The organism is Streptomyces coeruleorubidus (assembly GCF_028885415.1).
GTDB lineage: Bacteria > Actinomycetota > Actinomycetes > Streptomycetales > Streptomycetaceae > Streptomyces > Streptomyces coeruleorubidus_A.
In genome coordinates this window covers 4,376,772-4,399,846 of the sequence record NZ_CP118527.1, presented here as the reverse complement: position 1 = coordinate 4,399,846, position 23,075 = coordinate 4,376,772, and the positions used below count along the sequence as shown (strand labels likewise).

Genomic DNA, 23,075 nt, shown 5'->3' with positions numbered 1-23,075 from the left:
CAGGCGGTACCTTCGTCCTCTCGTCGATGAGGAGAAGGAACGTGAGCAGCAAGTTCGTGCGGCCCGCCGCCGAGGGAGCCGACCCGTTCGGTACGGCACGTCTGCGGCGCGGCGTCATCGATGCCTGGGCCACCAGCCCCGCCCGGTTCCGGGAGGACGCCAACGCCGAGGAGGACCTCGTCCTCGGCGGCTACCGGGACCGGCTCGTCGTCGAGCTCGCGCAGAACGCCGCCGACGCGGCGGCCCGGGCCGGGGTGCCCGGGCGGCTGCGGCTCACACTCCGTGATGGTGTGCTCGTCGCCGCCAACACCGGTGCGCCGCTGGACGCGGCCGGGGTCGAGTCGCTGTCCACCCTGCGTGCGTCGGCGAAGCGGGAGACCCACGAGCAGGCCGTCGGGCGGTTCGGCGTCGGGTTCGCCGCCGTCCTCGCCGTCACCGACGAGCCCGCCGTCGTCGGCCGGCACGGCGGGGTGCGCTGGTCCCTCGCCGAGGCCCGGGAACTGGCCGCCGACACCGCCCGGCACAGCCCCGGCCTCGGGGACGAGATCCGGCGGCGCGACGGCCACGTACCGCTGCTGCGGCTGCCGTTCGCCGCCGAGGGCACCGCCCCCGACCCCTACGACACCGCCGTCATCCTCCCGCTGCGCGACACCCCCGCCGCCGACCTCGCCGAACGGCTGCTGCGGGCGGTCGACGACGCGCTCCTGCTCACCCTCGCCGGCCTCGAAGAGGTCGTCGTCGAGATCAACGGCGAGAGTCCCCGCACCATCTCCCGCCGCACCGACGGCCCCTTCACCGTCATCGACGACTCCGGCGACGGCGTCACCTACTGGCGCACCTCCGCCGCCCACGGCCCCCTCACCCCCGAGCTGCTCACCGGCCGGCCCGTCGAGGAGCGGCTGCGCCCCCACTGGTCGGTCACCTGGGCCGTGCCCGTGGACTCCGACGGCAGCCCCGCCCGGCCCCGCACCAGCCCGGTCGTGCACGCCCCCACCCCCAGCGACGAGCCGCTCGGCGTCCCCGCCCTGCTCATCGCCTCGTTCCCGCTGGACTCCACCCGCCGGCACGCCGCCCCCGGCCCGCTGACCGACTTCCTGATCCAGCGCGTGGCCGACTCCTACGCCGAACTCCTCGGCGACTGGCGGCCGGTGACGGCCGGCCTCATCGACCTCGTGCCCGGGCCGCTCGGCAAGGGCGAGCTGGACGGCGCCCTGCGCCAGGCGATCCTGGAGCGGCTGCCGCGAACCTCCTTCCTGCCGCCCGCCGTCGAGCCCCGCGGGCACGACGACGAGGAGTTGCCCGAGTCGCTGCGGCCCCGGGACGCCGAGGTCGTCGAGGGCGCGGGCGCGGACACGGTGCGGGTGCTCGCCGAGGTGCTGCCCACCCTGCTGCCCGCCGGGCTGGAACGCCGGGCGGAGCTGCGCACCCTGGGCGTCGCCCGCGTGCCGCTGACCGACGCGATCGACCGGCTGGCCGGGCTGGAGAAGGACCCCGGCTGGTGGCGGCGGCTCTACGACAGCCTCGCCGGGGTCGACCCGGACCGGCTGTCGGGCCTGCCGGTGCCGCTCGCGGACGGCCGTACGACGATCGGCCCCCGGCAGGTCCTGCTGCCCAGCCCTGACGCCACCGGTATCGACCCCGAGACCCTGGCCCGGCTCGGACTGAAGGTCGCCCACCCGGACGCCGCGCACCCGATCCTGGAGAAGCTGGGCGCCCTGCCCGCGACCCCGCGCGCCGTGCTCACCACCCCGCAGGTCAGGGCCGCCGTCGCCGCGTCGCTCGACGACGAGGGCGGCGTGCTGTGGGAGGAGGACGCCCTCGACGCGGAGGAACTGGCCGACACCGTGCTCGCGTTGGTGCGGGACGCGGGCCTGGAGCCCGGTGACGAGCCCTGGCTCGGTGCGCTCGCCCTGCCCGACGAGGACGGCGAACCGGCCCCGGCCTGCGAACTCGTCTTCCCGGGCGGCCCGTTCGCCCAGGTCATGCGCGAGGGCGAACTGGCCGCGGTGGACGCCGAGCTGGCCTCGAAGTGGGGCGAGCAGCCGCTGGCGGCCTGCGGGGTGCTGGTGAACTTCGCGCTCGTCCGCGCCACCGACGTCGTCCTCGACCCCGACGAACTGGAGCCGCGCGAGGGCGACTTCGCCGAGCCCGACGACGCGGGTCTGCTGGACGCGGTCGACGTGTGGGCGGAGGACGTCCTCGACCGTTTCCCGGACAGCCCGGTGCCGCCGGTCGCCACCGAGATCGTCGCCGTACGGGACCTGGACCTGGTCGACGAGGACAAGTGGTCCCAGGCCCTGTCCCTGCTGTCGCAGCCGCCCCTGAGGGACGCGATCGTGCAGCCCGTGCGCGTCCTGCTGCCGGACGGCACGCACGAGGTCGTACGGCCGTACACGGCGTGGTGGCTGCGCGGGAACCCGGTCCTCGACGGCCGCCGCCCCGCGGGCCTGCGCGCCGCCGGCGGCGACCCGCTCCTGCGCGGTCTCTACGAGGAGGCCGACGCGACCGGTTTTGAAGACGAGCAGGTGCTGCGGGCGCTGGGTGTGCGGACGTCCGTCGCCGCGCTGCTGGACGAGCCCGGCGGTGCAGCCGAACTCCTCGACCGGCTCGCCGACCCGGAGCGCGAGGTGACGGACGCCCAACTGCACGCGCTGTACGGGGCCCTGGCGGACCTGGACCCGGAGCAGGTGACGCTGCCCGACGAGCTGCGTGCCGTCGTCGACGGCCGGGTGGAGGTCGTGGACGCGGCCGACGCCGTGGTGTGCGACTCACCGGACCTGCTGCCCTTCACGGAAGGCGTCCCCCTGCTGCCGGTCCGCCCGTCCCGGGCCGCCGGACTGGCCGAACTCTTCCAGGTGCGGCGCCTGAGCGAGTCGGTCACGGGACAGGTCACCTCCGAGGGCACGGAACACGAAGTCCCGGACTCGGTCCGGGTCCTGCTCGGCCCCCGCACCCCCGCCTCCTACCTCGAGCACGAGGAACTCGTCGTCGACGGCGTGGAGATCGACTGGCGCCTGACGGACGACGACGTCCTGCACGCCGCCACCCTGGAGGGCGTCGCCGCGGGCCTGGCCTGGGCGGCGGGGCAGTGGCCGCGGCGGTTCGAGGTGGCGGCGCTGCTGGAGGATCCGTCGCGGACCAAGGAGCTGGCGCGGGACCGGTGGTTCGACTGAAGCGTGCGGTGGCGTTTGGTCATCCGGTGAAAATTCCCGCACAAATCTTTCACCTGCCGTACAACCAAACGCCTTGCTCGCGAATCTGATCACGTGAGTCAACAGACTCCACGATCACCTGGGCCCCAGGAGCCGACGACGAGCGCCGGGGCACCTCTCCACCTGGAGAACGCATGCGCATCCGAGTCACCGTGGCCGCCGTCACCGGCGCCCTGGCCCTCTCCGCCCTGGCCGTTCCCGCCGCGCAGGCGGATGGCGGGGTCGGCGACACCACGATCACCAAGGTCGTCGTCGACGGCGACAACAAGGCGTCTGTGGGGACGTCCGCCGCGAAGACCATCAAGGTCAGCGTGACGGCCCAGGACGACTCGGGCATCGCGGGCGCCGACGGGTTCACGCTCAGCGGCCCCGACTACGGCTTCTTCACGACCTCCAAGCCGACGTGCACGGCGGTCAGCTCCACCACCTCCACGTGCACGGCCTCGGTGCTGGTCGATCCGAAGGTCGACTACCTGAGCAACGCGAATGCCGGCACCTGGTACGTGGAAGCCTGGATCGACGCCGAGGACGGCGACTTCGTATGGAAGGAGAAGGCCGGGTCCTTCAAGTTCCAGCGTGCCTCGCAGCTGACGGTCAACGCCTCGCCGGAGCCCGTGTACAAGGGCAAGACCATCACGGCCACCGGCAAGCTGTCCCGTGCCAACTGGGAGACCCTCAAGTACGCCGGCTACACCAACCAGCCGGTCAAGCTCCAGTTCCGCAAGGCGGGCACCAGCACGTACACCACGGTCAAGACGGTGTACTCCGACCAGTACGGCAACCTGAAGGCCACCGTCACGGCCTCCACCGACGGCTACTTCCGCTACTCCTTCGCGGGCACGACGACCACGCCGGCGGTCAACGCCGCGGGTGACTTCGTCGACGTGCGATAACACCGTCCCCGCACAGACGACACCGCCGGCCACGGGATCCGTTCCGGGGCCGGCGGTGCCGCATGTCTCATGGGTGTGTCAAACATCGCGGATGAGACGGCAAAAACCGGACCGGGTCGTACAACCTGTTCTGGGCCTCGTGGATCTGATCGCGTGAGTCAAGAGACTCCTAGATCACTTCTCCACCTGGGGAACACATGCACATCCGAGCCACTGTGGCCGCCGTCGCCGGCGCCCTGGCCCTTTCCGCCCTCGTCGTTCCGGCCGCGCAGGCCGCCGACGCGCCGTCCGGCAAGGCGGCCTTCAGCTCCGCCTCGGCCGACGCCGACTCGGGCACCACCGCGTCGACCCTCGACGTCACCTTCTCCGACATGAAGGTCAACAGCGGCAAGAACATCGTCGTCGGCACCACGAACGTGGTCAGCTTCCCGGTCACCTACACCGTGACCCACGCCGCGGACCTCGACACCAGCTCGGACAACTTCGCCACCGGCCCGCTGATCTACCACGGCTCCTCGCTGGACACCGCGGACAACGTCCTCATCAGCGACGACCCGGCCACCTGCACCGCCGCCTCGTCGACCGTCCTCAACTGCAAGGGCGTGATCAACGTCCGCCCGGCCGACGGCGATCTGTGGAACTCCGACGCCGGCACCTGGGGCGCCGGCGCCCTCGCCGTCACCAGCAACGGCGACGAGAAGGAGCAGGGCGGCCTGGGCAGCACCAAGGTGCAGCGCTACTCCAAGCTGACCGTCAACGCCGGCCCCGAGCCCGTGTACAAGGGCAAGACCATCACGTCCACCGGCAAGCTCTCCCGCGCCAACTGGGAGGACAACGCCTACCACGGCTACACCAACCAGCCGGTCAAGCTCCAGTTCCGCAAGGCCGGCACCAGCACGTACACCACGGTCAAGACGGTGTACTCCGACCAGTACGGCAACCTGAAGGCCACCGCCACCGCGACGTACGACGGCTACTGGCGCTTCAGCTTCGCGGGCACGACGACCACTCCGGCGGTCAACGCCACGGGCGACTACGTCGACGTGCGGTAACTCCGGCTACGCCGGGAAGCGGCGGTCCACCCACCTCCACGTGACCTCCAGGGTGGCCGCCGCCACCACCGCGATGCCGACCGCCAGCCACGGCATCGTCACGCCGACCAGCTTCAGCGCGAAGAAGTCCTGGAGCCACGGCACGACGAGGACCAGCAGGAAGGCCCCGGCCATCGCCCCCACCAGGGCGACGCGCCACCAGGTGTAGGGGCGGGCGATGATCGCCAGCACCCACATCGAGATGAGGAACAGCGTGAGCGTCGCGGCGCTGGTCTCCGCGTCCAGCGCGCCCGCGCCCGTGTAGTGCTGCCGGGCGATCAGGTAGGTCGCGAAGGTCGCCACCGCGGCCACCGCCCCGCCCGGGATCGCGTACCGCATCACCCGCCGCACGAAGTTCGGCTTCGCCCGCTCCTTGTTGGGCGCGAGCGCGAGGAAGAAGGCCGGGACGCCGATGGTCAGGGTCGAGAGCAGCGTCAGGTGGCGCGGCAGGAACGGGTACTCGACCTGCGAGCAGACCACCAGGATCGCCAGCAGCACCGAATAGACCGTCTTGACGAGGAACAGCGTCGCGACGCGCGTGATGTTGCCGATGACGCGGCGGCCCTCCGCCACCACCGACGGCAGCGTCGCGAAGCTGTTGTTCAGCAGCACGATCTGCGCGACCGCCCGGGTCGCCTCCGACCCGGAGCCCATCGCGACGCCGATGTCGGCGTCCTTCAGGGCGAGGACGTCGTTCACCCCGTCGCCCGTCATCGCGACCGTGTGCCCGCGGGACCGCAACGCGCCGACCATGTTCCGCTTCTGCTGCGGGGTGACCCGCCCGAACACCGTGCCGTCGTCGAGGGCCTCGGCCATCCCCTCCCGCTCGGCGGGCAGCCGGCGCGCGTCCACGGTGGTGCCGGACAGCCCCAGCTTGGAGGCGACCGCGCCGACCGACACCGCGTTGTCGCCGGAGATGACCTTGGCGGCCACGTTCTGGTCGGCGAAGTAGCGCAGCGTGTCGGCCGCGTCCGGCCGCAGCCGCTGTTCCAGGACCACCAGCGCGGTGGGCTTCGCTCCCTCGGCCACCTCCGGGTCGTCGAGGTCCCGGTCGACCCGGGCGAGCAGCAGCACCCGCAGGCCCTGCTCGTTCAGCCGCTCGGTCTCGGCGAGGGCCGGGTCGTCGTCGGGCAGCAGCACGTCCGGCGCCCCGAGCAGCCAGGTGCTGCTCTCCCCACCGGCCTCGGCGAACGCGGCGCCGCTGTACTTGCGGGCGGAGGAGAACGGCAGGGCCTGGGTGCAGCGCCAGTCCTCGACGGCCGGGTAGACGTCGATGATCGCCTGGAGCGAGGCGTTCGGCCGGGGGTCCGATTCGCCGAGGGCGCCGAGCACCTGGCGTACGTACGTCTCGTCGGCGCCCTGCAGGGACCGCAGCTCGGTGACGTCCATGCCGCCCTCGGTGAGGGTGCCGGTCTTGTCGAGGCAGACCGTGTCGACCCGGGCCAGCCCCTCGATCGCGGGCAGCTCCTGGACGAGGCACTGCTTGCGGCCGAGGCGGATGACGCCGATGGCGAAGGCGACCGAGGTGAGCAGGACCAGCCCCTCCGGGACCATCGGGACGATGCCGCCGACCGTCCGCGCGACGGAGTCCTTGAAGGCGTTGTCCTTCACGACCAGCTGGCTGATGATCAGGCCGATCGCGGTCGGGACCATCATCCACGTGACGTACTTGAGGATCGTGGAGATGCCGGAGCGCAGCTCGGAGTGGACGAGGGTGAAGCGGGACGCCTCCTCCGCCAGCTGCGCGGCATACGCCTCCCGCCCGACCTTCGTGGCCTGGAAGGCCCCGCCGCCCGCGACCACGAAGCTGCCCGACATCACCTGGTCGCCGGGGCGCTTGACGACCGGGTCCGCCTCGCCGGTGAGCAGCGACTCGTCGATCTCCAGCCCGTCGGCCTCGACACAGACACCGTCGACGACGACCTTGTCGCCGGGCCCGATCTCGATCAGGTCGTCCAGGACGATCTCGGAGGTGCTGACCTGCCCGGAGGCTCCGTCCCGGCGGACGGTCGGCCGCACCTCACCGATCAGCGCGAGCGAGTCCAGCGTCTTCTTCGCCCGCCACTCCTGGACGATCCCGATTCCGGTGTTGGCGAGGATCACGAAGCCGAACAGGCTGTCCTGGATCGGCGCGACGACCAGCATGATCAGCCAGAGCACGCCGATGATGGCGTTGAAGCGGGTGAAGACGTTCGCGCGGATGATGTCGACGGTGGAGCGGCTGCTGCGCACCGGCACGTCGTTGACCTGGCCGCGCTCCACCCGCTCGGCGACCTGAACCGTGGTCAGGCCGGTCTCGCGTGAGGTGACCGTCGCCGGCCGTGCGGAGTCGGTCCGGGCACCCGCGTCGAGATGCGTCATGCATTCGACGGTACGTGCGGATTTGCCGCTTCACCTACCGAATGCGGCGAAGATCCGACCTGGGAAGGACGGACGTCGTGCCCTGGTCGTACGGCAGTTGTACGCCCTCGGGCCACCGTCGGACCCTGGTGCCACCCGCGGTGTCAGCCCGCCCGGCGCGCGGTGAGCAGCAGGTACTCCCACTCCAGGACGGTCCCGCCCCCGCCTGTGGCCAGGTCGCCGTCGCGGACGAGGTCCGCCAGGTCGCGGTCCAGGGCGGCGGTGCGCTCGGCGTCGCCGGCGATGTTCTTGTAGACGGTGATCGTGGGGCCGTAACGCTCCTTGAAGTAGTCGCGGAACGCCTCGGGCGTCGCGAAGCGCTCGACCCGGACGGTCCGGCGCTCGGCGCGCACGTCCGTGACCCGGTCGCCGAGGAGCGCGCGCACATGGTCCTCGTCCCCCCACAGCGGGGGCGGCTGCGCGCCCGGCGGGGGCGGTGGCGCGTACGGCTTCATCGTGGCGAACATCCGGCCGATGAAGCCCTGCGGCGTCCAGTTGAGCAGGCCGAGGGTGCCGCCCGGACGGCAGACCCGGACGAGTTCGTCGGCGGCCCGCTGGTGGTGCGGGGCGAACATGACCCCGACGCAGGACAGCACGGTGTCGAACTCCGCGTCGCCGAAGGGCAGGGCCTCGGCGTCGGCCTCCTGCCACGTGAGGCGGGCGCCCCGCTGCTCGGCCACGCGCCGGCCGGCCTCGAACAGCTCGGGGGTCAGGTCGGAGGCGACCACGTCAGCGCCGGTCAAGGCCGCCGGGATCGCGGCGTTGCCGGTGCCGGCGCCCACGTCCAGCACCCGTTGGCCGGAGCGCACCCCGCACGCCTCGACCAGGACCGCTCCGAGACCGGGGATGACCTCGGCGGCCAGGGACGGGTAGTCGCCCTGCGCCCACATCGCCCGGTGCTTGGCCTTCAGGGCCCGGTCGGTCTCGGCCTCGCTCTTCTGCGTCGTCATGGCTGCGCTCCTCACCGGTCGGGCGGTGTTACCCGCGGCGGCTTCCGGTGCCGCTTCTTCGAGCGTAGGGACGCGCGGGCCACCTTTCTCGTCGAGGACCGGCAGCGCGCTGCGCCATCCGCGCGCCGGTCAGTCGGAGACGCCCTGTTCGGCCGGGGGAGTCGCCGTCAGGTCCTGCGCCGCGGCCCGCTTGATCGCGGCATCGCGCTTACGGACGTACCAGATGCCGATCAGCCCCAGCCCGCCCCCGGCCAGGCAGGTCCACAGCCACCACGTGTGGCCGTGGTCGTCGAACCAGCCGTAGAAGGGGAGCTGGACCAGGAAGAGGACGAACCAGAGGATCGTCAGGCCGGTGACGGTGGCGACCACGGGGCCCTCCAGGGGCTCCGGCGCCTCGTGTCTGGGGGTCCATTTCGCCATGGGGACAGCTTACGAGGCGATCAGGTCTACGCGCGGAGATGTGCGATCCAGACCTTATATGTTCATACTGAAACGGTTTGTGTCTGACCGCTTCTCTTCGTAGGAACCACCAAACACATGTCCTCCTCGGCTCCCGCCAAGGCCCCAGCCCCTGATCAGCCGGGAGCCGGGCCCACGTACGGCGCACTCGACCGCTTCTTCCGGATCTCCGAGCGGGGCAGCACGCTCTCCCGTGAGGTCAGGGGCGGCCTCGCCACCTTCTTCGCGATGGCCTACATCATCGTGCTGAACCCGATCATCCTCGGCAGCGCGAAGGACATGTACGGTCACCAGCTCGACAACGGACAGCTGGTCACCGCGACGGCGCTCGCGGCCGCGCTCACCACCCTCCTCATGGGTGTCATCGGCAACGTGCCGATCGCGCTCGCCGCCGGCCTCGGGGTGAACTCCGTCGTCGCCCTCCAGCTCGCCCCGCGCATGTCCTGGCCAGACGCGATGGGCATGGTGGTCCTCGCCGGGTTCGTGGTGATGCTGCTGGTCGCCACGGGGCTGCGCGAGCGCGTGATGAACGCCGTCCCCTACGGGCTGCGCAAGGCCATCTCCATCGGTATCGGCCTGTTCATCATGCTGATCGGGCTCGTGGACGCCGGCTTTGTCTCCCGTATCCCGGACGCCGCCCAGACCACCGTCCCGCTCCAGCTCGGCGGCGGCGGCCACCTCGACGGCTGGCCGGTCCTGGTCTTCGTCCTGGGCGTGCTGCTCACGCTCGCCCTGATCGTGCGCAAGGTCTCCGGCGCGATCCTGATCTCGATCGTCGCCATGACCGTCGTGGCCGTGGTCATCGAGGCCGTGGCCAAGGTGCCGAGCTGGGGTCTGACCACCCCGAAGTGGCCCGCCAATCCGGTCGCCGGTCCCGACTTCGGGCTGGTCGGCCAGGTCAGCCTGTTCGGCGGCTTCGAGAAGGTCGGTGTGCTCACCGGTGTGCTGTTCGTCTTCACCGTGCTGCTGTCGTGCTTCTTCGACGCGATGGGCACGATCATGGGCGTCTCGGACGAGGCGAAGCTGACCGACGCGCAGGGGCAGATGCCCGGCATCAACAAGGTGCTGTTCGTCGACGGCCTCGCGGTCGCCGCCGGCGGCGCCAGCTCCTCCTCGGCGACCACCGCCTTCGTCGAGTCCACGGCCGGTGTCGGCGAGGGTGCCCGTACGGGCCTGGCGAACGTCGTCACCGGCGGTCTCTTCGCCGCCGCCCTCTTCCTGACGCCGGTCGCCACGATGGTGCCCTCCCAGGCGGCCACCCCGGCCCTGCTCGCGGTCGGCTTCCTGATCCTGGCCGGCTCGGTCAGGGAGATCGACTGGGCGGACCACACGATCGCGATCCCGGCCTTCGTGACGATGCTGATGATGCCGTTCACGTACTCGATCACCAACGGCATCGGCATGGGCTTCATCACCTTCGTGGTGCTGCGCCTGGCGGCCGGACGGGGCCGGGAGGTGCCGACGGCGATGTACGCGGTGGCGGCGGTGTTCGCGTTCTACTACCTGATGCCGGCGCTGGGTCTGACCTGAGCCGGTTCGGGGCGTGTGATCACGGGATCACGTGACCCGTAGAACCTCGCCGTCTTGTCGACGGCGGTTTGGAACCTCTCGTCGAAGTCATCTCGGTGTAGTGCCGTGTGTCCGATACCGGTCTCGGTGCCGTATGTGAGTGCGTAGATCGAATGCGTGGCCTTTTCTCGGGAGTGTCGTTGATCGGATGACAGCACCACGGGAGGGAAGGGGGGGAGTGCCGGTGAGCCGGAAGGTGTCGCTGGGCGAGGGCGAAGCGGCCCGGACTGCCTGTGCTCGTGGACTGCTGTGCAAGGGCCTGGTGGAGAAGACGGGCGAGCTGTTGTCGGCCGCTGTGCTGGCGCAGCGGGTCGGTTGGGCGGCTGATCTGGTGTCCGGCATGGTTGCCGAACTGCTGGCCGAGCACTGGAACGCCGTCGATGTGGACGTCTTGGCCTCGGGTGAGGACGCGGGCGGGCGGAAGCTGCCGTCGAATGCGTGGATGGCGCTGCGCCGACTGGGCTGGACGGTCGCCCCGGCCGAGGGTGTGAGGGTCAACGACCGGATCGTGCGTATGGCCCAGGAACAGGCCGGGCGGGCTCTGCGCTCGGCTCACTGGCGGGCCGAGCTGACGTCCGCAGTTCTTCGGACGTGGCCGTGTGATCCGGGCAGGCGTACGCCTGGGGAGTGGGACCGGGTGCGGGAGGCGGTGCCCGGCGGCCGGCATCTCCCGTCGAGTGTGATCCGCTCCCGCACCTGGCAGATCACCGCCTTCGCCGGCAAGCAGGGCCGTCTGCCGGCTGATGTGTTCGAGCTGGAGGCCCCGCCCCGGGCGGCGCGGATGCTGCTGCTGTCAGCGTGCGACGGCCAGCAGGCCACCATCGAACGCGGCGAGGGCGACCCGCAACGCGCGCTGCTGCGTCTTCAGCTGCCCACTCGGCCCGACCCGCGCTCCTACCGCGACTGGTCATGGGTGGCCTGTCCTATCACGCTGCCGCCGACGGTTCCGCCCGGCGCGGTTCTGCACCTGCCGACCCTCCGCCTCGCGGGCACAAAGGTGCGCGCCGATCTGGCCTACACGCACGGCGTGCCGAAAACGTCCGGTACCGGGCACACCGTTGCGCTCGGTGTGGACTGGGGCCTGAACACCCTGCTGTCCGCAGGTGCGGCCCAGCTGCACGACGACGGGCACATCACCGCTCTCGGGCGCGGCGCCCAGTTCCGGGCCGCGGGAGTTCTGGCCAAGCAGCACCGCCTGCGGCGCCTGTCGGAACACCTGCACACCAAGGCCGACCAGTATCAGCGGCTCATCGGCGCTGATACGCAGCATGAACTGTCCGGCAGGCACCAGGTTCTGCAGCACGAAATCCGCTGCGTGTCCGACCGCAGGTCGAACCTCAACGACGCCCTCGCCTGGTCCGCCGCCCGCTGGGCCGTCGACCAGGCCGTTGCCGCCCACGCCACGGTCATCTATCTGGAAGACCTGCGCTCGATGGAAGCTGGCGGCATGGGCCGCACCCACAACACGCGCATGTCCCAGACCGTGCGCGGGCAGATCGCCGACCGCATCCGGCATCTGGCCGCCGAGGCCGGGATCGCCGTCGTCACCGTCCCGCCGCGCAACACCTCCCGGCACTGCCCCCGGTGCCTGACCCCGCTGCGGCACCGCAAGGCCCCCGACCGCCCCACCGCACCGGGCTGGAAATGGGCCCTCTGCCCGACCGGGCCGGATGCGGCTGGCAGGGCGACCGCGACCACGGCGCCTGGCAGCGCATCACCGCACGCGGCCTCACGCATCAGGACAGGACCGTCACCGACCGGGCCACCGGGCAGATGGTGATCCGCACGGTGGTGGACACGTTCGAGACCCAAGCGGTCATCACCCCGACCGCACAGACCAGCTGGGCCGACCGGTCCAAGACCGGCCCCACCCGGCGGAAAACCACACGCCCCGCGCCCCGGCGACGCAGGGCACCCTCCCCCACCGGCCCCTCGGGTCCGGCGGGCAAGCGTCCGGAGGGACACGCACCCACGGGCCGGAGGACGCTGCCCCGCGCAGCCCACCGGCACCAGGGCGTGACGATGATCAGCACACCCACCACCCGCCGACACCGGCCACGAGGAGCAGCACTGGGCGCGGGCTTCCACCTGCACGCCCACGCCACCCCTCCAAAGTGGGCGCAAACCGTGCCAGACGCTACGTCTGCCATGGGGTCACCAAGCTGATCAGAGACGCTGAGCACGCTGGTCCGCCGGATGGATCCCGGATCACCCATATGAGTGATGTCACGCTTCAGTGGCCAAGGTCACGGTCGATCGTGCGTGTCCGGGTAGTCCTTAGCTAGAGTAATGAGTTACGCTAAAGAACATGCCGGACCTCAGCCATGGCGACGACGTAGCCGCCGTGAACTCCCTCCGCTCCGCCGTGATGCGGCTCTCCCGTCGGCTCAAGCACCAGCGGGTCGACGAGTCGCTCAGCCCCACCGAGATGTCGGTGCTCGGCACGCTGTCCCTGTGCGGCAGGGCCACCCCGGGCGAGCTCGCCCGCAAGGAGCATGTCCAGCCGCCCTCGATGACCCGCATCGTGGCGCTGCTGGAGTCCAAGGGACTGGTCCGTCTGGAGCCGCACCCCGAGGACCGGCGCCAGAAGGTCGTGACGCGCACCGAGCAGGCCGAAGCGATGCTCGACGAGAGCCGCCGCAAGCGGAACGCGTTCCTGGCCTCGCTGGTGGAGAACCTCGACGAGGACGAGTGGGCGAAACTGCGCGCCGCCGCCCCCGTGCTGGAGAAACTCGCGCATCTGTAATCCGTAGGTCGTCGCAAGGAGGCGAGCCCTTTTGAGTACGGGACCCGGAGCAGCTTCCGTCCCCGCACCTGATCCCCACGACTCCCCGCCCACCTCCGACACCCGCCCGCGCAAGTCCTCGATGTTCTCCTCCCTGGAGGTCAGGAACTACCGCCTGTTCTTCATGGGACAGGTCGTCTCCAACATCGGCACCTGGATGCAGCGCATCGCCCAGGACTGGCTGGTCCTCAGCCTCACCGGCTCCTCGGCGGCCGTCGGCATAACGACGGCACTCCAGTTCCTGCCGATGCTGCTCTTCGGCCTCTACGGCGGTGTCCTCGTCGACCGGCTGCGCAAGCGGCCCACCCTGCTCGTCACCCAGTCGGCGATGGCCCTGACCGCCCTCGCCCTCGCCGTCGCCGTCCTCACCGGCCACGTCCAGGTGTGGCACGTGTACGTCGCCGCCTTCGCGGTCGGTCTCGCCACGGTGGTCGACAACCCGGCCCGGCAGTCCTTCGTCTCCGAGCTGGTCGGCCCGAAGCAGCTGCAGAACGCGGTCAGCCTGAACTCGGCGAACTTCCAGTCCGCCCGCCTGGTCGGCCCCGCCGTCGCGGGCATACTGATCACCGGCGTCGGCACCGGCTACGCGTTCCTCTTCAACGGCCTGTCCTTCATCGCGCCGCTCACCGGCCTGCTGCTGATGCGCGCCCGCGAGCTGCACGTCGTCGAGCGCGCCCCGCGCGGCAAGGGGCAGCTGCGTGAAGGCGTGCGCTATGTCACCGGCCGGCCGGAGCTGATCTGGCCGATCGTCCTGGTCGGGTTCGTCGGCACCTTCGCCTTCAACTTCCCCGTCTACCTCTCGGCCTTCGCGGACGACGTGTTCCACGCGGGCGCGGGCGCCTACAGCATGTTCAACACGCTGATGGCGGCCGGCTCGGTCGCGGGCGCCCTGCTCGCCGCCCGGCGCGGCACGGCCCGGCTGCGGCTGCTGATCGCGGCGGCCCTGCTCTTCGGCACGCTGGAGATGGTGGCGGCCACGACACCGACGCTGTGGATGTTCGCGCTGCTCATGGTCCCGCTGGGCCTGTTCGGCATGACGGTCAACGTCACGACGAACACCAGCATCCAGATGTCCACGGACCCGGCCATGCGCGGCCGTGTCATGGCCCTCTACATGATGGTCTTCCTCGGCGGCTCCCCGGTCGGCGCGCCGATCGTCGGCTGGATCACCGACACGTACGGCGCCCGGGTCGGCCTCGCGGCCGGCGGTGCCGTCGCGGCCGTCGCCGCGGCCGTGATCGGCCTCATCCTGGCCCGCGTCGGCAACCTCCGCCTGTCGGTCGGCTGGCACCACGGCCACCCACGCGTGCGGTTCGTCCCCCGGGAGCAGCAGGAGGAACTGGCTCCGGCGGCGTAGCGCGGGGCGGGGGCGGCAGACTGGCCGTATGAGACTCTTCGCCGCCGTGCTGCCCCCTTCCGAGGTGCGTCGTGAACTCGGCACCGTGGTCGACGAGTTGCGCAAGCTGCCCGGTGCCGACGGGATGCGCTGGACCGGCCGTCCCGGCTGGCACTTCACGCTCGCTTTTTACGGTGAGGTCGACGACGACCTCGTGCCCGAGCTGTCGGCCCGCCTGGAGCGCGCCGCGCGCCGTACCGCACCCTTCCCGCTGGCCCTGCGGGGTGGCGGTCAGTTCGGGCACGGCAAGGCGCTGTGGGCCGGCGCCGAAGGCGACCTGGCGACCCTGCGGCTGCTGGCCGAACGGGCGGAGGCGGCGGGGCGGAAGGCGGGTGTGCAGATGGGGGAGCACCGCCGGTACAAGCCCCACCTGTCGGTGGCACGGAGCCGGGAGGCCGGGGACGTGCGAGCGTATGTGGACGTCCTGGCGGGATTCACGGGCCGGACCTGGACGGTGGACGAGCTGGCGCTGGTGCGGAGCAATCTGCCGACGTCGGGGGTTCCGGGGGAGCAGCCCCGGTACGAGGCGGTCGGCCGGTGGCCGCTCGGCGGCGCCGGTTAGGCTCGGTGTCGTGGACCCGAAAACCCGCAACCGGATCATGGCCGGTGTGCTCGTGCTGATGTTTCTCGTCGTCGCCCTGGCTTCCGTGCTCGGGAGGTAGGGCGGTGGGGGAACTGCGGACGGCTGCGGGCCGGTGGGGGCCGGTCGCGCAGTTCCCCGCGCCCCTGAAAGAAGGGCGCCTGCCCTCGGGGCACTACCAGGCGAACGCCTCAGGGCTCGGGCCCGGGCCCGGGAAGATCTCGTCCAGGGCGGTCAGGAGCTCCTCGGACAGCTCCAGCTCGGCCGCGCGCACGGCGGAGTCGAGCTGCTCGGCGGTGCGGGGGCCGACGATCGGGCCGGTCACGCCGGGGCGGGTGAGCAGCCAGGCCAGGGCGGCCTCGCCGGGCTCGATGCCGTGTTTGTCGAGCAGGTCCTCGTAGGACTGGATCTGCGCGCGGGTGGCGGGGTCGGCGAGCGCGTCGGCCGCGCGGCCGGAGGCTCGGCGCTTGCCCTCGACCTCCTTCTTGAGGACACCGCCCAGCAGGCCGCCGTGCAGCGGCGACCAGGGGATCACGCCGAGGCCGTAGTCCTGAGCGGCCGGGATGACCTCCATCTCGGCACGCCGCTCGGCGAGGTTGTAGAGGCACTGCTCGCTGACCAGTCCGATGGTCCCGCCCCGCCGGGCGGCGATCTCGTTGGCCTGGGCGATCTTGTAGCCGGGGAAGTTCGACGACCCGACGTAGAGGATCTTGCCCTGCTGGATCAGGACGTCGATCGCCTGCCAGATCTCCTCGAACGGCGTGTCCCGGTCGATGTGGTGGAACTGGTAGACGTCGATGTAGTCGGTCTGGAGCCGCTTGAGGCTGGCGTCCACGGCCCGCCGGATGTTGACCGCGGAGAGCTTGTCGTGGTTGGGCCAGGCCGGGCCGTCGGCGCCCATGTTGCCGTACACCTTCGTGGCCAGGACGACCTTGTCGCGCCGTCCCTCGCCCTTGGCGAACCAGTTGCCGATGATGCTTTCGGTACGGCCCTTGTTCTCGCCCCAGCCGTAGACGTTGGCGGTGTCGAAGAAGTTGATGCCCGCGTCCAGCGCCGCGTCCATGATGGCGTGGCTGTCGGCCTCGTCGGTCTGCGGGCCGAAGTTCATGGTGCCGAGGACGAGCCGGCTGACCTTGAGTCCCGTGCGTCCGAGCTGCGTGTACTTCATGCTGCCCAAGCCAACGTCTTGAAGTGCGCTCCAAGCAAGCACGTGTTGGGCTCGAGGGGGCCCGGAAGTCAGTCGCGGGGGAACTCGTCGGTCTTGAGAACGAGGTCGACCACGGTTCCGGTGAGGTCGATGTCGGCGCCGAAATCGACCCTGGTCCTCATGGCGTAGTCGCCGTCCTTGGGATGGGTGTAGAGGTAGCACCGGCCCTGGTAGGGGTCGGCGATGAGGTAGACGGGGACTTCGGCGGTGGCGTAGGCGGACTTCTTCGGACCGTAGTCGTTGGCCGCCGTGCCTTGGGAGATGATCTCGGCGACGAACTCGACATCCTCGTGGCGCCAGCGCCCCTCGTCGTCCTTTGCCGCGGAGGCGCTGAGCTTGGCCACGTCCGGGCAGAAGCCGTTCTCATGGCCGGGGAAGTCGATGCGTACGTCCGAGAACACCCTGACGTCCATCCCGAACCTGTCCTCGACGGCTCGTACGATCCGTCGGATGATCTCCCAGTGGGTGTCGCGCTGCGGCGTCATGTGGACATTGCCCCCGACGATCTCGACCCTGAATCCTTCGGGGACGGGCATCCTCTCAAGCCGCTCGAACCACTCGTCCAGGCGCTTGGTGTTGGCGTCGGCCATGGCGATCCTGTCGTCTACGACGGTCATCGTGGCGCTCCTCCCCGGCCACCCCATGGACGTGGGCAGCCGCGCAGTACAACGATACGCACGGTGACCACGACACGGGGAAGAGCGCATATGCCAGAGCGGCCCGACAACGACCACCTCGTCCAGCTACTCCGCACCACCCTCGGCGACTCCGTCCTCGGCATCTACCTCCACGGCTCCGCCACCCTCGGCGGCCTCCGACCGCACAGCGACATCGACGTCCTGGCCGTCGTACGGGAGCCCACGACGCACGCCCAACGCCGGGCCTTGGTCGGGGAGTTGCTCAAGGTGTCCGGCGTGGACGGGCGGCGGTACATCGAGCTGATCGTCGTCGTGCGGGACGACGTACGGCCCTGGCGCTACCCGCCGACCTGCGACTTCCTCTACGGCGACTGGCTGCGGGCGGACTACGAGCGCGGAGTGATCCCGGCCCCCGAGCCCAGCCCCGACCTCGCGCCCCTCCTCACCATGGTCCTGCGCGCCGACGCCCCGCTCCACGGGCCGCCGCCCGCGGACCTCCTCGACCCCGTCCCGCACGAGGACCTCAGGCGGGCCATCGTCGCCGGTGTGCCCGAGCTCATGGAGGAACTGGACACCGACACCCGCAACGTGCTGCTCACCCTCGCCCGGATCTGGACCACCCTCAGCACCGGGACCATCCGCTCGAAGGACGCGGCGGCCGAGTGGGCGCTCGACCGGCTCCCCGCCGAGCACCGGCCCGTCCTCGCCCGCGCCCGGGCCGTCTACCTGGGGGAGGAGGCGGAGCGCTGGGACGACCTGGTGCCCCGGCCCTGCGCGGAGTTCCTGACCCGGATGATCACCGAGAGTCACTCCTCGTAGGGCTCGCCCAGGTCCCAGGCCTGGTGCATCGCCTCGGCGAAGGCCGCCGCGATCTTGTGCTCGCCGCTGTCGTTGGGGTGAGTGCCGTCGTAGGTGTCGGCGTGGACGTCGTACGACGGTGGGGTCGAGGCCAGGAGGACGGGGGAGCCGGGCTCGTCGAGGTCCGCGGCGGTCTTCGCCAGCAGTTCGTTGAAGCGGGCGACCTCGGCGGCGAAGGCCGGGTCGGACTCGGCCCGCACGTTCGGGGTGACCGGCAGCCACACCATCCGCACCCGCCGGTTCGCCGCCCGTGCCTCGGCCGCGAAGGCCCGGACGTTCTCGGCGGTCTGCTCGGCGTTCGTGTAGAAGCCCAGGTCGATCAGGCCGAGGGAGACCAGGAGCACGTCCGCGCGGCACGACCGCACCGCCTCGCCGATCAACGGCGCCATGTGCAGCCAGCCCTCGCCCCAGCCGGCCAGGTGGGCACGCGGGAAGTCCGGGTCGGCGTACGCGTACGAGGTCGGGGCGTCGGCGAGCTTGTCGTGGAGCGTCTCGCGCGGGCCGACGAGGGTGAAGGGGCCGTCGTAGGACCGGCACAGGTGCTGCCACATCCGGTAGCGCCACGTGTGTTCGCCCGCGCTCCCGATCGTCATGGAGTCACCGACGGGCATGAACCTGAGCATCCGCTCATCATGGACGATCAGACCGCCGGACGGGATGTGAGTCGGACCACGCGCGTGGTGGTCGGCGGCGCCTGGTGGGGGGTCAGGAACCCGTGATGCGCGTCGCCGTGTGGCCGGCCGACCGCTTCGGTCGTCGGCCTCGCGCCGCAGTGGGCCATGCGTCCGCCGTCCGTCAGGCGCCCGTGTGGGCCGTCCGCCAGGCGCCTGTGGTCCGCACGGGTCCGCACCCGCCGGCCGCGCGTCGGCGTTCCGCCGCGTGTCCTTGACCGCCGTGCGTCTTCGGCCGCTGGCTGGTCGTGGCTCTTCGGCCGCTGGGAGTCCGTCGGCCGGCGTGCGTCCGTGGTTTGCCGCATGCCCGGAACCGCCGTGGCTCTTCGGCCGCCGGCCGGCCGCGCATCCGTGGTCCGCCGCACGTCGGGGTTCCGTCCCGTGTCCGCGACCGCCGGGTGTTCCCCAGCCGCTCGCGATCCTCCGACCTTCATGATCTGTTACGCCAGTGATCCATTACCCCGATGAACCGCGCAGCGGGATGGCAGGCTTGGGAGCATGCGCCGACCGTTCGCCATCCTCGCCGCGGCTCTCCTCGTGGGCGTCTTCGCCGTGCCCGCCTCCGCCGCCGACGGCGACGAGGACTTCACGATCAAGGACCCGCGCATCACCGAGTCCAGCGGTCTGGCCGCCTCCCGCCTTCACCCCGGCATCTACTGGACGCACAACGACAGCGACGACGGTCCCTACATCTACGCCGTCGACAGCAGGACGGGCGAGACCGTCGCCCGCCTCACCCTCACCGGCGTCGGCACGCCCCGGGACGTGGAGGCCATCTCCGTCGGCCCGGGCAACCGGATCTACGTCGGCGACATCGGCGACAACCTCGGCGGCAGCTGGCCCCATGTGTGGATCTACGAGCTGCCCGAGCCGAAGACGCTGAGGGACCAGACGATCCGGGCCACGCAGTACGTCGTGAAGTACTCCGACGGGGCGCGGGACGCCGAGTCCCTCGTCGTGCATCCGAAGACGGGCCGCGTCTACATCGTCGACAAGAACGAGCAGGGCGGGCACCTGTACGAGGGGCCCGCCGAGCTCTCGGCCTCGGGCACGAACGTCTTCCGGCCCGTCGCGGCCGTGCCCGACCTGGAGGCCACCGACGCCACGCTCTCCCCGGACGGCGAACACCTCGTCGTACGCAGCTACTTCGGGGCGATCGCGTACGACTGGAACGGCGGGAAGATCAAGCGGAAGCAGCGGCTCGGCGTGCCGTTCCTCGGGCAGGGGGAGTCCGTCACCTACACCGCCGACGGGACGAGGCTCATGTACGGCGCCGAGGGGGCCGACAGCTCGGTGGAGGGGCAGGACGCGCCCGGCGGCTCCGGTTCCTCCTCCGGCACCGGGAGTCCGGCCGCACGGGACGACGGCGCCGGCGGCGACGGGCTCGGCGGCAACCTCAAGACCGGCGCGATCGCCGTGGCCGTGGCCTGTGCCGCCCTGCTCGGTCTGCGCGGGCTGAGGCGGCGCAAGTAGCGGCCGGAGGCGACGGCTTACGAGGCCGACTCGCCTCGGCGCTGCGCCACCAGCACCTCCAACCCGTCCAGGATCCGCTGGAGTCCGAAGCCGAAGTGGTCGAAGTCGGGCCCGAAGGCGTCCTCGGAGAGGGACGCCATGACCGGGTAGCGGCCCGAGGCCAGGACCTTCTCCAGCACCGGCACCTGCGCCTGCCAGAACTCCGCGTCCGTCAGGCCCGTCCGGCGCTCCGCCTCCTGCTGGTAGAGCTGCGTGCGCGCGGCCCCGACGACGTACCCGTCGATCATGATGACCGCGGAGACCAGCTCGGGGTCGGTCAGCCCCATGGGGCGGATCAGGGTCAGGACCTTCTCCATACCGTCCATGGCGCTCGGGCCGAGGATCGGGCGGGACTGGTTGACCTGGAGCAGCCAGGGGTGACGGCGGTAGAGGGCGAGGGTCTCGCGGGCCATGGCCTCCAGGGCGGCGCGCCAGCCGCCGTCGCCCAGGTCGGCCGGATTCTCGGCGGGGCGCTGGACCCGGTCCAGCATCAGGTCGAGCAGCTCGCCCTTGCCGGGGACGTACCGGTAGAGCGACATGGTGCCGGTGCCGAGTTCGGCGGCGACGCGGCGCATGGAGAGCCCCTCCAGACCTTCCGTGTCCGCGACCTGGACGGCCGCTTCCACGATCCGGTCCAGGGTCAGGGTCGGCTTGGGGCCGCGGCTGGGACGCCGGCCGGTGTCCCACAGCAGTTCGAGGGTGCGGGCGATGTCGCCGCTGCCACTGGTCTCCGCGCTGCCGGCCCTGCCAGTACTGCCCGTGCCGCTCGTACCGCCAGTGCCACTCGTGCCGCTCTCCATGGCACCCAGCTTAGGTCCCCGGCGAAAAACTGGGTACGGCGTACGCGTAATCGGGTACGCTGTACCCAGTTCGGTGTCGGCGCAAGGCACGAGCACAAGGGAGGGGCAGCATGGACGGATACGCGGTGCGGGCCGAGGCGCTGGAGAAGCGGTACGGCGGGAAACGCGCCCTCGACGGCTTCGACCTGGTGGTACGCGAGGGCACGGTGCACGGCCTGCTCGGGCCGAACGGGGCGGGCAAGACCACCGCCGTCCGCATCCTGTCCACGCTGATCCGGCTGGACGGGGGCAGTGCGACGGTCGCCGGTCTCGACGTGGTCCGGCAGCCGCGCGAGGTGCGGGCCCGGATCGGGCTCACCGGGCAGTACGCGGCGGTGGACGAGGTGCTCACCGGCCGGCAGAACCTGGAGATGTTCGGCCGGCTGTTCCACCTGGGCGGCAAGCGGGCCAGGCTCCGGGCGACGGAACTGCTGGAGCAGTTCGACCTGACCGACGCCGGCGACCGGGGCGTCGGCAAGTACAGCGGCGGCATGCGGCGCCGTCTCGACCTCGCCGCGTCGATGATCCTCGCCCCGGCCGTCCTCTTCCTCGACGAGCCGACGACCGGTCTCGACCCCCGCAGTCGCGGGGAAGTCTGGGATTCCGTACGGGCGTTGGTGGCGGGCGGCACGACCGTGCTGCTGACCACGCAGTACCTGGAGGAGGCCGACAAGCTCGCCTCCCGCATCACCGTCATCGACCAGGGGCGGGCCATCGCCGACGACACCCCGGACGGGCTGAAGAACCTGGTCGGCGGCGACCGTATCGAGGTCGTGGTCGCCGAGCGGGCCGAGATCCCGCGGGTGGTGAAGGTGGTCGCCCGGGTCACGGACGGCGAACCCGATGCGGACGAGACCGAGTTGCGGGTGCACGCCCCGGTCACCGACCGGGTCACGGCGCTCACCGAAGTGGCGCGGACCCTCCAGGACGAGGGCGTCCGCGTCGAGGACATCGGGCTGCGCAGGCCCAGCCTCGACGACGTGTTCCTGCGCCTGACCGGACACCGGACCGAGAAGGAGGCCGCAGCGTGAGTGCCGTCGACCTGAGCACCCCGAGCACGCGGAGCGGTGCGTACTGGCTGCTCGCCGACTGCTGGAACATCGTCCGCCGCGGCCTGACCCACTACCAGCGCCAGCCCGTCAACATCGCCTGGCAGCTGGGCTTCCCGATCCTCTCCGTGCTGCTCTACGGCTATGTCTTCGGCAGCGCCATGAAGGTGCCGGGCGGCGGCGACTACACGGACTACCTGATGCCCGGCATGTTCGCGATGACCATGGCGTTCGGCTTCATCAACACGGCGACCCTCGTGGTCTACGACTCCACCAAGGGGGTCATCGACCGCTTCCGCTCCATGCCGATGGCGTCCTCCGCCGTGGTGGCCGGGCGCGGCGTCACCGATCTGATCGCCGCCTGCGCCGAGTTGGCCATCATGATGCTCACCGCGCTCGCCATGGGCTGGCGGCCGGACGGTGGCCTCGGCTTCCTGGCCGCGTTCGGGCTGCTGCTGTGGCTGCGGTTCGCGCTGATCTGGATCGGGGTGTGGCTCGGCCTGCTCGTGCCCAACCCGGAGGCGGCGGGCGGTCTGTTCGCGGTCGCCTTCCCGCTGACGATGATCTCCAGCATCTTCGTCGCGCCGCAGGACATGCCCGACTGGCTGGGCTGGGTGGCGGTCTGGAACCCGATCTCCTCCACGGCGGCGGCGACCCGCGAACTGTTCGGCACGCCGGTCGGCGGTGACACCTGGGTCGAGCAGCACGCGCTGCTGATGGCCGGGGTGTGGCCGGTGGTCCTGACGCTGATCTTCCTGCCGCTGGCGGTGCGGCGGTTCAGGAAGTTGAGCCGTTGACGTACGAGACCGCAGGCGGCTCGGGGCGGATCAGCAGGGCGGTACGAACTGGTCGTCGACCGTGATCTCGGTGGTGTACGACCAGCCCCGGTAGCCCTTGCACTCGGGGGTCGTCTGGGTCGGGGCGGGGCAGCGGAGCCTCGTCATCCTCAGAGGTCTCAGGGTCCGC

Annotated in this window: 19 protein-coding genes; 12 read left to right on the top strand and 7 right to left on the bottom strand. The window is 71.1% G+C overall.

Annotated elements, in window-relative coordinates; all coding sequences use genetic code 11:
• Positions 1-26 precede the first annotated feature (26 nt).
• The 3 genes from PV963_RS20310 to PV963_RS20300 all read left to right on the top strand — a co-directional run bounded on the left by PV963_RS20310 (position 27) and on the right by PV963_RS20300 (position 5,157).
• Positions 27-3,173 (top strand): sacsin N-terminal ATP-binding-like domain-containing protein, encoded by a 3,147-nt coding sequence (locus tag PV963_RS20310; RefSeq protein WP_274817166.1) that lies wholly within the window; start codon positions 27-29, stop codon positions 3,171-3,173.
• Between the two features lie 173 nt (positions 3,174-3,346).
• On the top strand, positions 3,347-4,105 hold the full coding sequence (locus PV963_RS20305) for a calcium-binding protein (protein WP_274817165.1): 759 nt from the start codon (positions 3,347-3,349) through the stop codon (positions 4,103-4,105).
• A 197-nt stretch (positions 4,106-4,302) separates the two neighbouring features.
• Positions 4,303-5,157, top strand: a complete 855-nt coding sequence (locus tag PV963_RS20300; protein ID WP_274817164.1) for a hypothetical protein — start codon at positions 4,303-4,305, stop codon at positions 5,155-5,157.
• Between the two features lie 6 nt (positions 5,158-5,163).
• Here the strand turns inward: PV963_RS20300 and PV963_RS20295 are convergent, their stop codons facing one another.
• The 3 genes from PV963_RS20295 to PV963_RS20285 form a co-directional block, all read right to left on the bottom strand.
• A complete protein-coding gene (locus tag PV963_RS20295) occupies positions 5,164-7,557 on the bottom strand; it encodes an HAD-IC family P-type ATPase (RefSeq protein ID WP_274817163.1) in 2,394 nt (797 codons plus the stop codon).
• A 143-nt stretch (positions 7,558-7,700) separates the two neighbouring features.
• Positions 7,701-8,546 carry a class I SAM-dependent methyltransferase gene (locus PV963_RS20290; RefSeq protein WP_274817162.1) on the bottom strand — a complete coding sequence of 282 codons (846 nt, stop codon included), beginning with the start codon at positions 8,544-8,546 and terminating at the stop codon, positions 7,701-7,703.
• A gap of 129 nt (positions 8,547-8,675) precedes the next feature.
• On the bottom strand, positions 8,676-8,966 hold the full coding sequence (locus PV963_RS20285; RefSeq protein ID WP_274817161.1) for a DUF2530 domain-containing protein: 291 nt from the start codon (positions 8,964-8,966) through the stop codon (positions 8,676-8,678).
• Between the two features lie 117 nt (positions 8,967-9,083).
• Here PV963_RS20285 and PV963_RS20280 point away from each other — a divergent pair, with 117 nt between their 5' ends.
• The 5 genes from PV963_RS20280 to thpR all read left to right on the top strand — a co-directional run bounded on the left by PV963_RS20280 (position 9,084) and on the right by thpR (position 15,317).
• Positions 9,084-10,535, top strand: coding sequence for an NCS2 family permease (locus PV963_RS20280; protein ID WP_274817160.1), 1,452 nt, complete (start codon positions 9,084-9,086; stop codon positions 10,533-10,535).
• Positions 10,536-10,758: 223 nt separating this feature from the next.
• Positions 10,759-12,354 (top strand): zinc ribbon domain-containing protein, encoded by a 1,596-nt coding sequence (locus tag PV963_RS20275; RefSeq protein ID WP_274817159.1) that lies wholly within the window; start codon positions 10,759-10,761, stop codon positions 12,352-12,354.
• A 528-nt stretch (positions 12,355-12,882) separates the two neighbouring features.
• Positions 12,883-13,320, top strand: coding sequence for a MarR family winged helix-turn-helix transcriptional regulator (locus PV963_RS20270; protein ID WP_274817158.1), 438 nt, complete (start codon positions 12,883-12,885; stop codon positions 13,318-13,320).
• 31 nt (positions 13,321-13,351) lie between these two features.
• Positions 13,352-14,716, top strand: a complete 1,365-nt coding sequence (locus PV963_RS20265; protein WP_274817157.1) for an MFS transporter — start codon at positions 13,352-13,354, stop codon at positions 14,714-14,716.
• A 28-nt stretch (positions 14,717-14,744) separates the two neighbouring features.
• Positions 14,745-15,317, top strand: coding sequence for an RNA 2',3'-cyclic phosphodiesterase (gene thpR / locus PV963_RS20260; protein WP_274817156.1), 573 nt, complete (start codon positions 14,745-14,747; stop codon positions 15,315-15,317).
• Positions 15,318-15,510: 193 nt separating this feature from the next.
• Here the strand turns inward: thpR and PV963_RS20255 are convergent, their stop codons facing one another.
• Entirely contained in the window at positions 15,511-16,503 is a 993-nt protein-coding gene (locus PV963_RS20255; protein WP_274817155.1) for an aldo/keto reductase, read from the bottom strand.
• Between the two features lie 68 nt (positions 16,504-16,571).
• Positions 16,572-17,159: a Uma2 family endonuclease gene (locus PV963_RS20250; RefSeq protein ID WP_274817154.1), complete on the bottom strand. Its 588-nt coding sequence runs from the start codon at positions 17,157-17,159 to the stop codon at positions 16,572-16,574.
• A gap of 90 nt (positions 17,160-17,249) precedes the next feature.
• On the opposite strand from PV963_RS20250, the gene PV963_RS20245 reads away from it, so the two are divergent.
• Positions 17,250-17,999: an aminoglycoside adenylyltransferase family protein gene (locus PV963_RS20245; protein WP_274817153.1), complete on the top strand. Its 750-nt coding sequence runs from the start codon at positions 17,250-17,252 to the stop codon at positions 17,997-17,999.
• Here PV963_RS20245 and PV963_RS20240 read toward each other — a convergent pair.
• Complete coding sequence (locus tag PV963_RS20240; protein WP_274817152.1) at positions 17,987-18,661, bottom strand: GDSL-type esterase/lipase family protein; 675 nt, start codon at positions 18,659-18,661, stop codon at positions 17,987-17,989. The two genes, PV963_RS20245 and PV963_RS20240, sit on opposite strands and share 13 nt — an antisense overlap.
• 546 nt (positions 18,662-19,207) lie before the next feature.
• On the opposite strand from PV963_RS20240, the gene PV963_RS20235 reads away from it, so the two are divergent.
• Positions 19,208-20,182, top strand: a complete 975-nt coding sequence (locus tag PV963_RS20235) for a WD40 repeat domain-containing protein (protein ID WP_274817150.1) — start codon at positions 19,208-19,210, stop codon at positions 20,180-20,182.
• A gap of 17 nt (positions 20,183-20,199) precedes the next feature.
• On the opposite strand, the gene PV963_RS20230 is transcribed toward PV963_RS20235, so the two are convergent.
• Positions 20,200-21,021, bottom strand: a complete 822-nt coding sequence (locus PV963_RS20230; protein WP_274817149.1) for a TetR/AcrR family transcriptional regulator — start codon at positions 21,019-21,021, stop codon at positions 20,200-20,202.
• Between the two features lie 110 nt (positions 21,022-21,131).
• Between PV963_RS20230 and PV963_RS20225 the strand changes: the two genes are divergently transcribed.
• Together PV963_RS20225 and PV963_RS20220 are read left to right on the top strand one after the other, a co-directional pair.
• Positions 21,132-22,091 carry an ATP-binding cassette domain-containing protein gene (locus PV963_RS20225; protein ID WP_274817147.1) on the top strand — a complete coding sequence of 320 codons (960 nt, stop codon included), beginning with the start codon at positions 21,132-21,134 and terminating at the stop codon, positions 22,089-22,091.
• Positions 22,088-22,906 carry an ABC transporter permease gene (locus PV963_RS20220; RefSeq protein ID WP_274817146.1) on the top strand — a complete coding sequence of 273 codons (819 nt, stop codon included), beginning with the start codon at positions 22,088-22,090 and terminating at the stop codon, positions 22,904-22,906. The genes PV963_RS20225 and PV963_RS20220 overlap by 4 nt, the downstream gene beginning before the upstream one ends.
• The last annotated feature ends 169 nt before the right edge of the window (positions 22,907-23,075 follow it).

Excerpts from the sequence above, each read along its gene's own strand:
- PV963_RS20280 (WP_274817160.1), top strand. The coding sequence starts at position 9,084 with ATGTCCTCCTCGGCTCCCGCCAAGGCCCCAGCCCCTGATCAGCCGGGA.
- PV963_RS20245 (WP_274817153.1), top strand. The coding sequence starts at position 17,250 with ATGCCAGAGCGGCCCGACAACGACCACCTCGTCCAGCTACTCCGCACC.
- PV963_RS20300 (WP_274817164.1), top strand. The coding sequence starts at position 4,303 with ATGCACATCCGAGCCACTGTGGCCGCCGTCGCCGGCGCCCTGGCCCTT.
- PV963_RS20270 (WP_274817158.1), top strand. The coding sequence starts at position 12,883 with ATGCCGGACCTCAGCCATGGCGACGACGTAGCCGCCGTGAACTCCCTC.
- PV963_RS20285 (WP_274817161.1), bottom strand. The coding sequence starts at position 8,966 with ATGGCGAAATGGACCCCCAGACACGAGGCGCCGGAGCCCCTGGAGGGC.
- PV963_RS20305 (WP_274817165.1), top strand. The coding sequence starts at position 3,347 with ATGCGCATCCGAGTCACCGTGGCCGCCGTCACCGGCGCCCTGGCCCTC.
- PV963_RS20310 (WP_274817166.1), top strand. The coding sequence starts at position 27 with ATGAGGAGAAGGAACGTGAGCAGCAAGTTCGTGCGGCCCGCCGCCGAG.
- thpR (WP_274817156.1), top strand. The coding sequence starts at position 14,745 with ATGAGACTCTTCGCCGCCGTGCTGCCCCCTTCCGAGGTGCGTCGTGAA.
- PV963_RS20250 (WP_274817154.1), bottom strand. The coding sequence starts at position 17,159 with ATGACCGTCGTAGACGACAGGATCGCCATGGCCGACGCCAACACCAAG.
- PV963_RS20255 (WP_274817155.1), bottom strand. The coding sequence starts at position 16,503 with ATGAAGTACACGCAGCTCGGACGCACGGGACTCAAGGTCAGCCGGCTC.
- PV963_RS20240 (WP_274817152.1), bottom strand. The coding sequence starts at position 18,661 with ATGCTCAGGTTCATGCCCGTCGGTGACTCCATGACGATCGGGAGCGCG.
- PV963_RS20225 (WP_274817147.1), top strand. The coding sequence starts at position 21,132 with ATGGACGGATACGCGGTGCGGGCCGAGGCGCTGGAGAAGCGGTACGGC.
- PV963_RS20290 (WP_274817162.1), bottom strand. The coding sequence starts at position 8,546 with ATGACGACGCAGAAGAGCGAGGCCGAGACCGACCGGGCCCTGAAGGCC.
- PV963_RS20230 (WP_274817149.1), bottom strand. The coding sequence starts at position 21,021 with ATGGAGAGCGGCACGAGTGGCACTGGCGGTACGAGCGGCACGGGCAGT.
- PV963_RS20295 (WP_274817163.1), bottom strand. The coding sequence starts at position 7,557 with ATGACGCATCTCGACGCGGGTGCCCGGACCGACTCCGCACGGCCGGCG.
- PV963_RS20235 (WP_274817150.1), top strand. The coding sequence starts at position 19,208 with ATGCGCCGACCGTTCGCCATCCTCGCCGCGGCTCTCCTCGTGGGCGTC.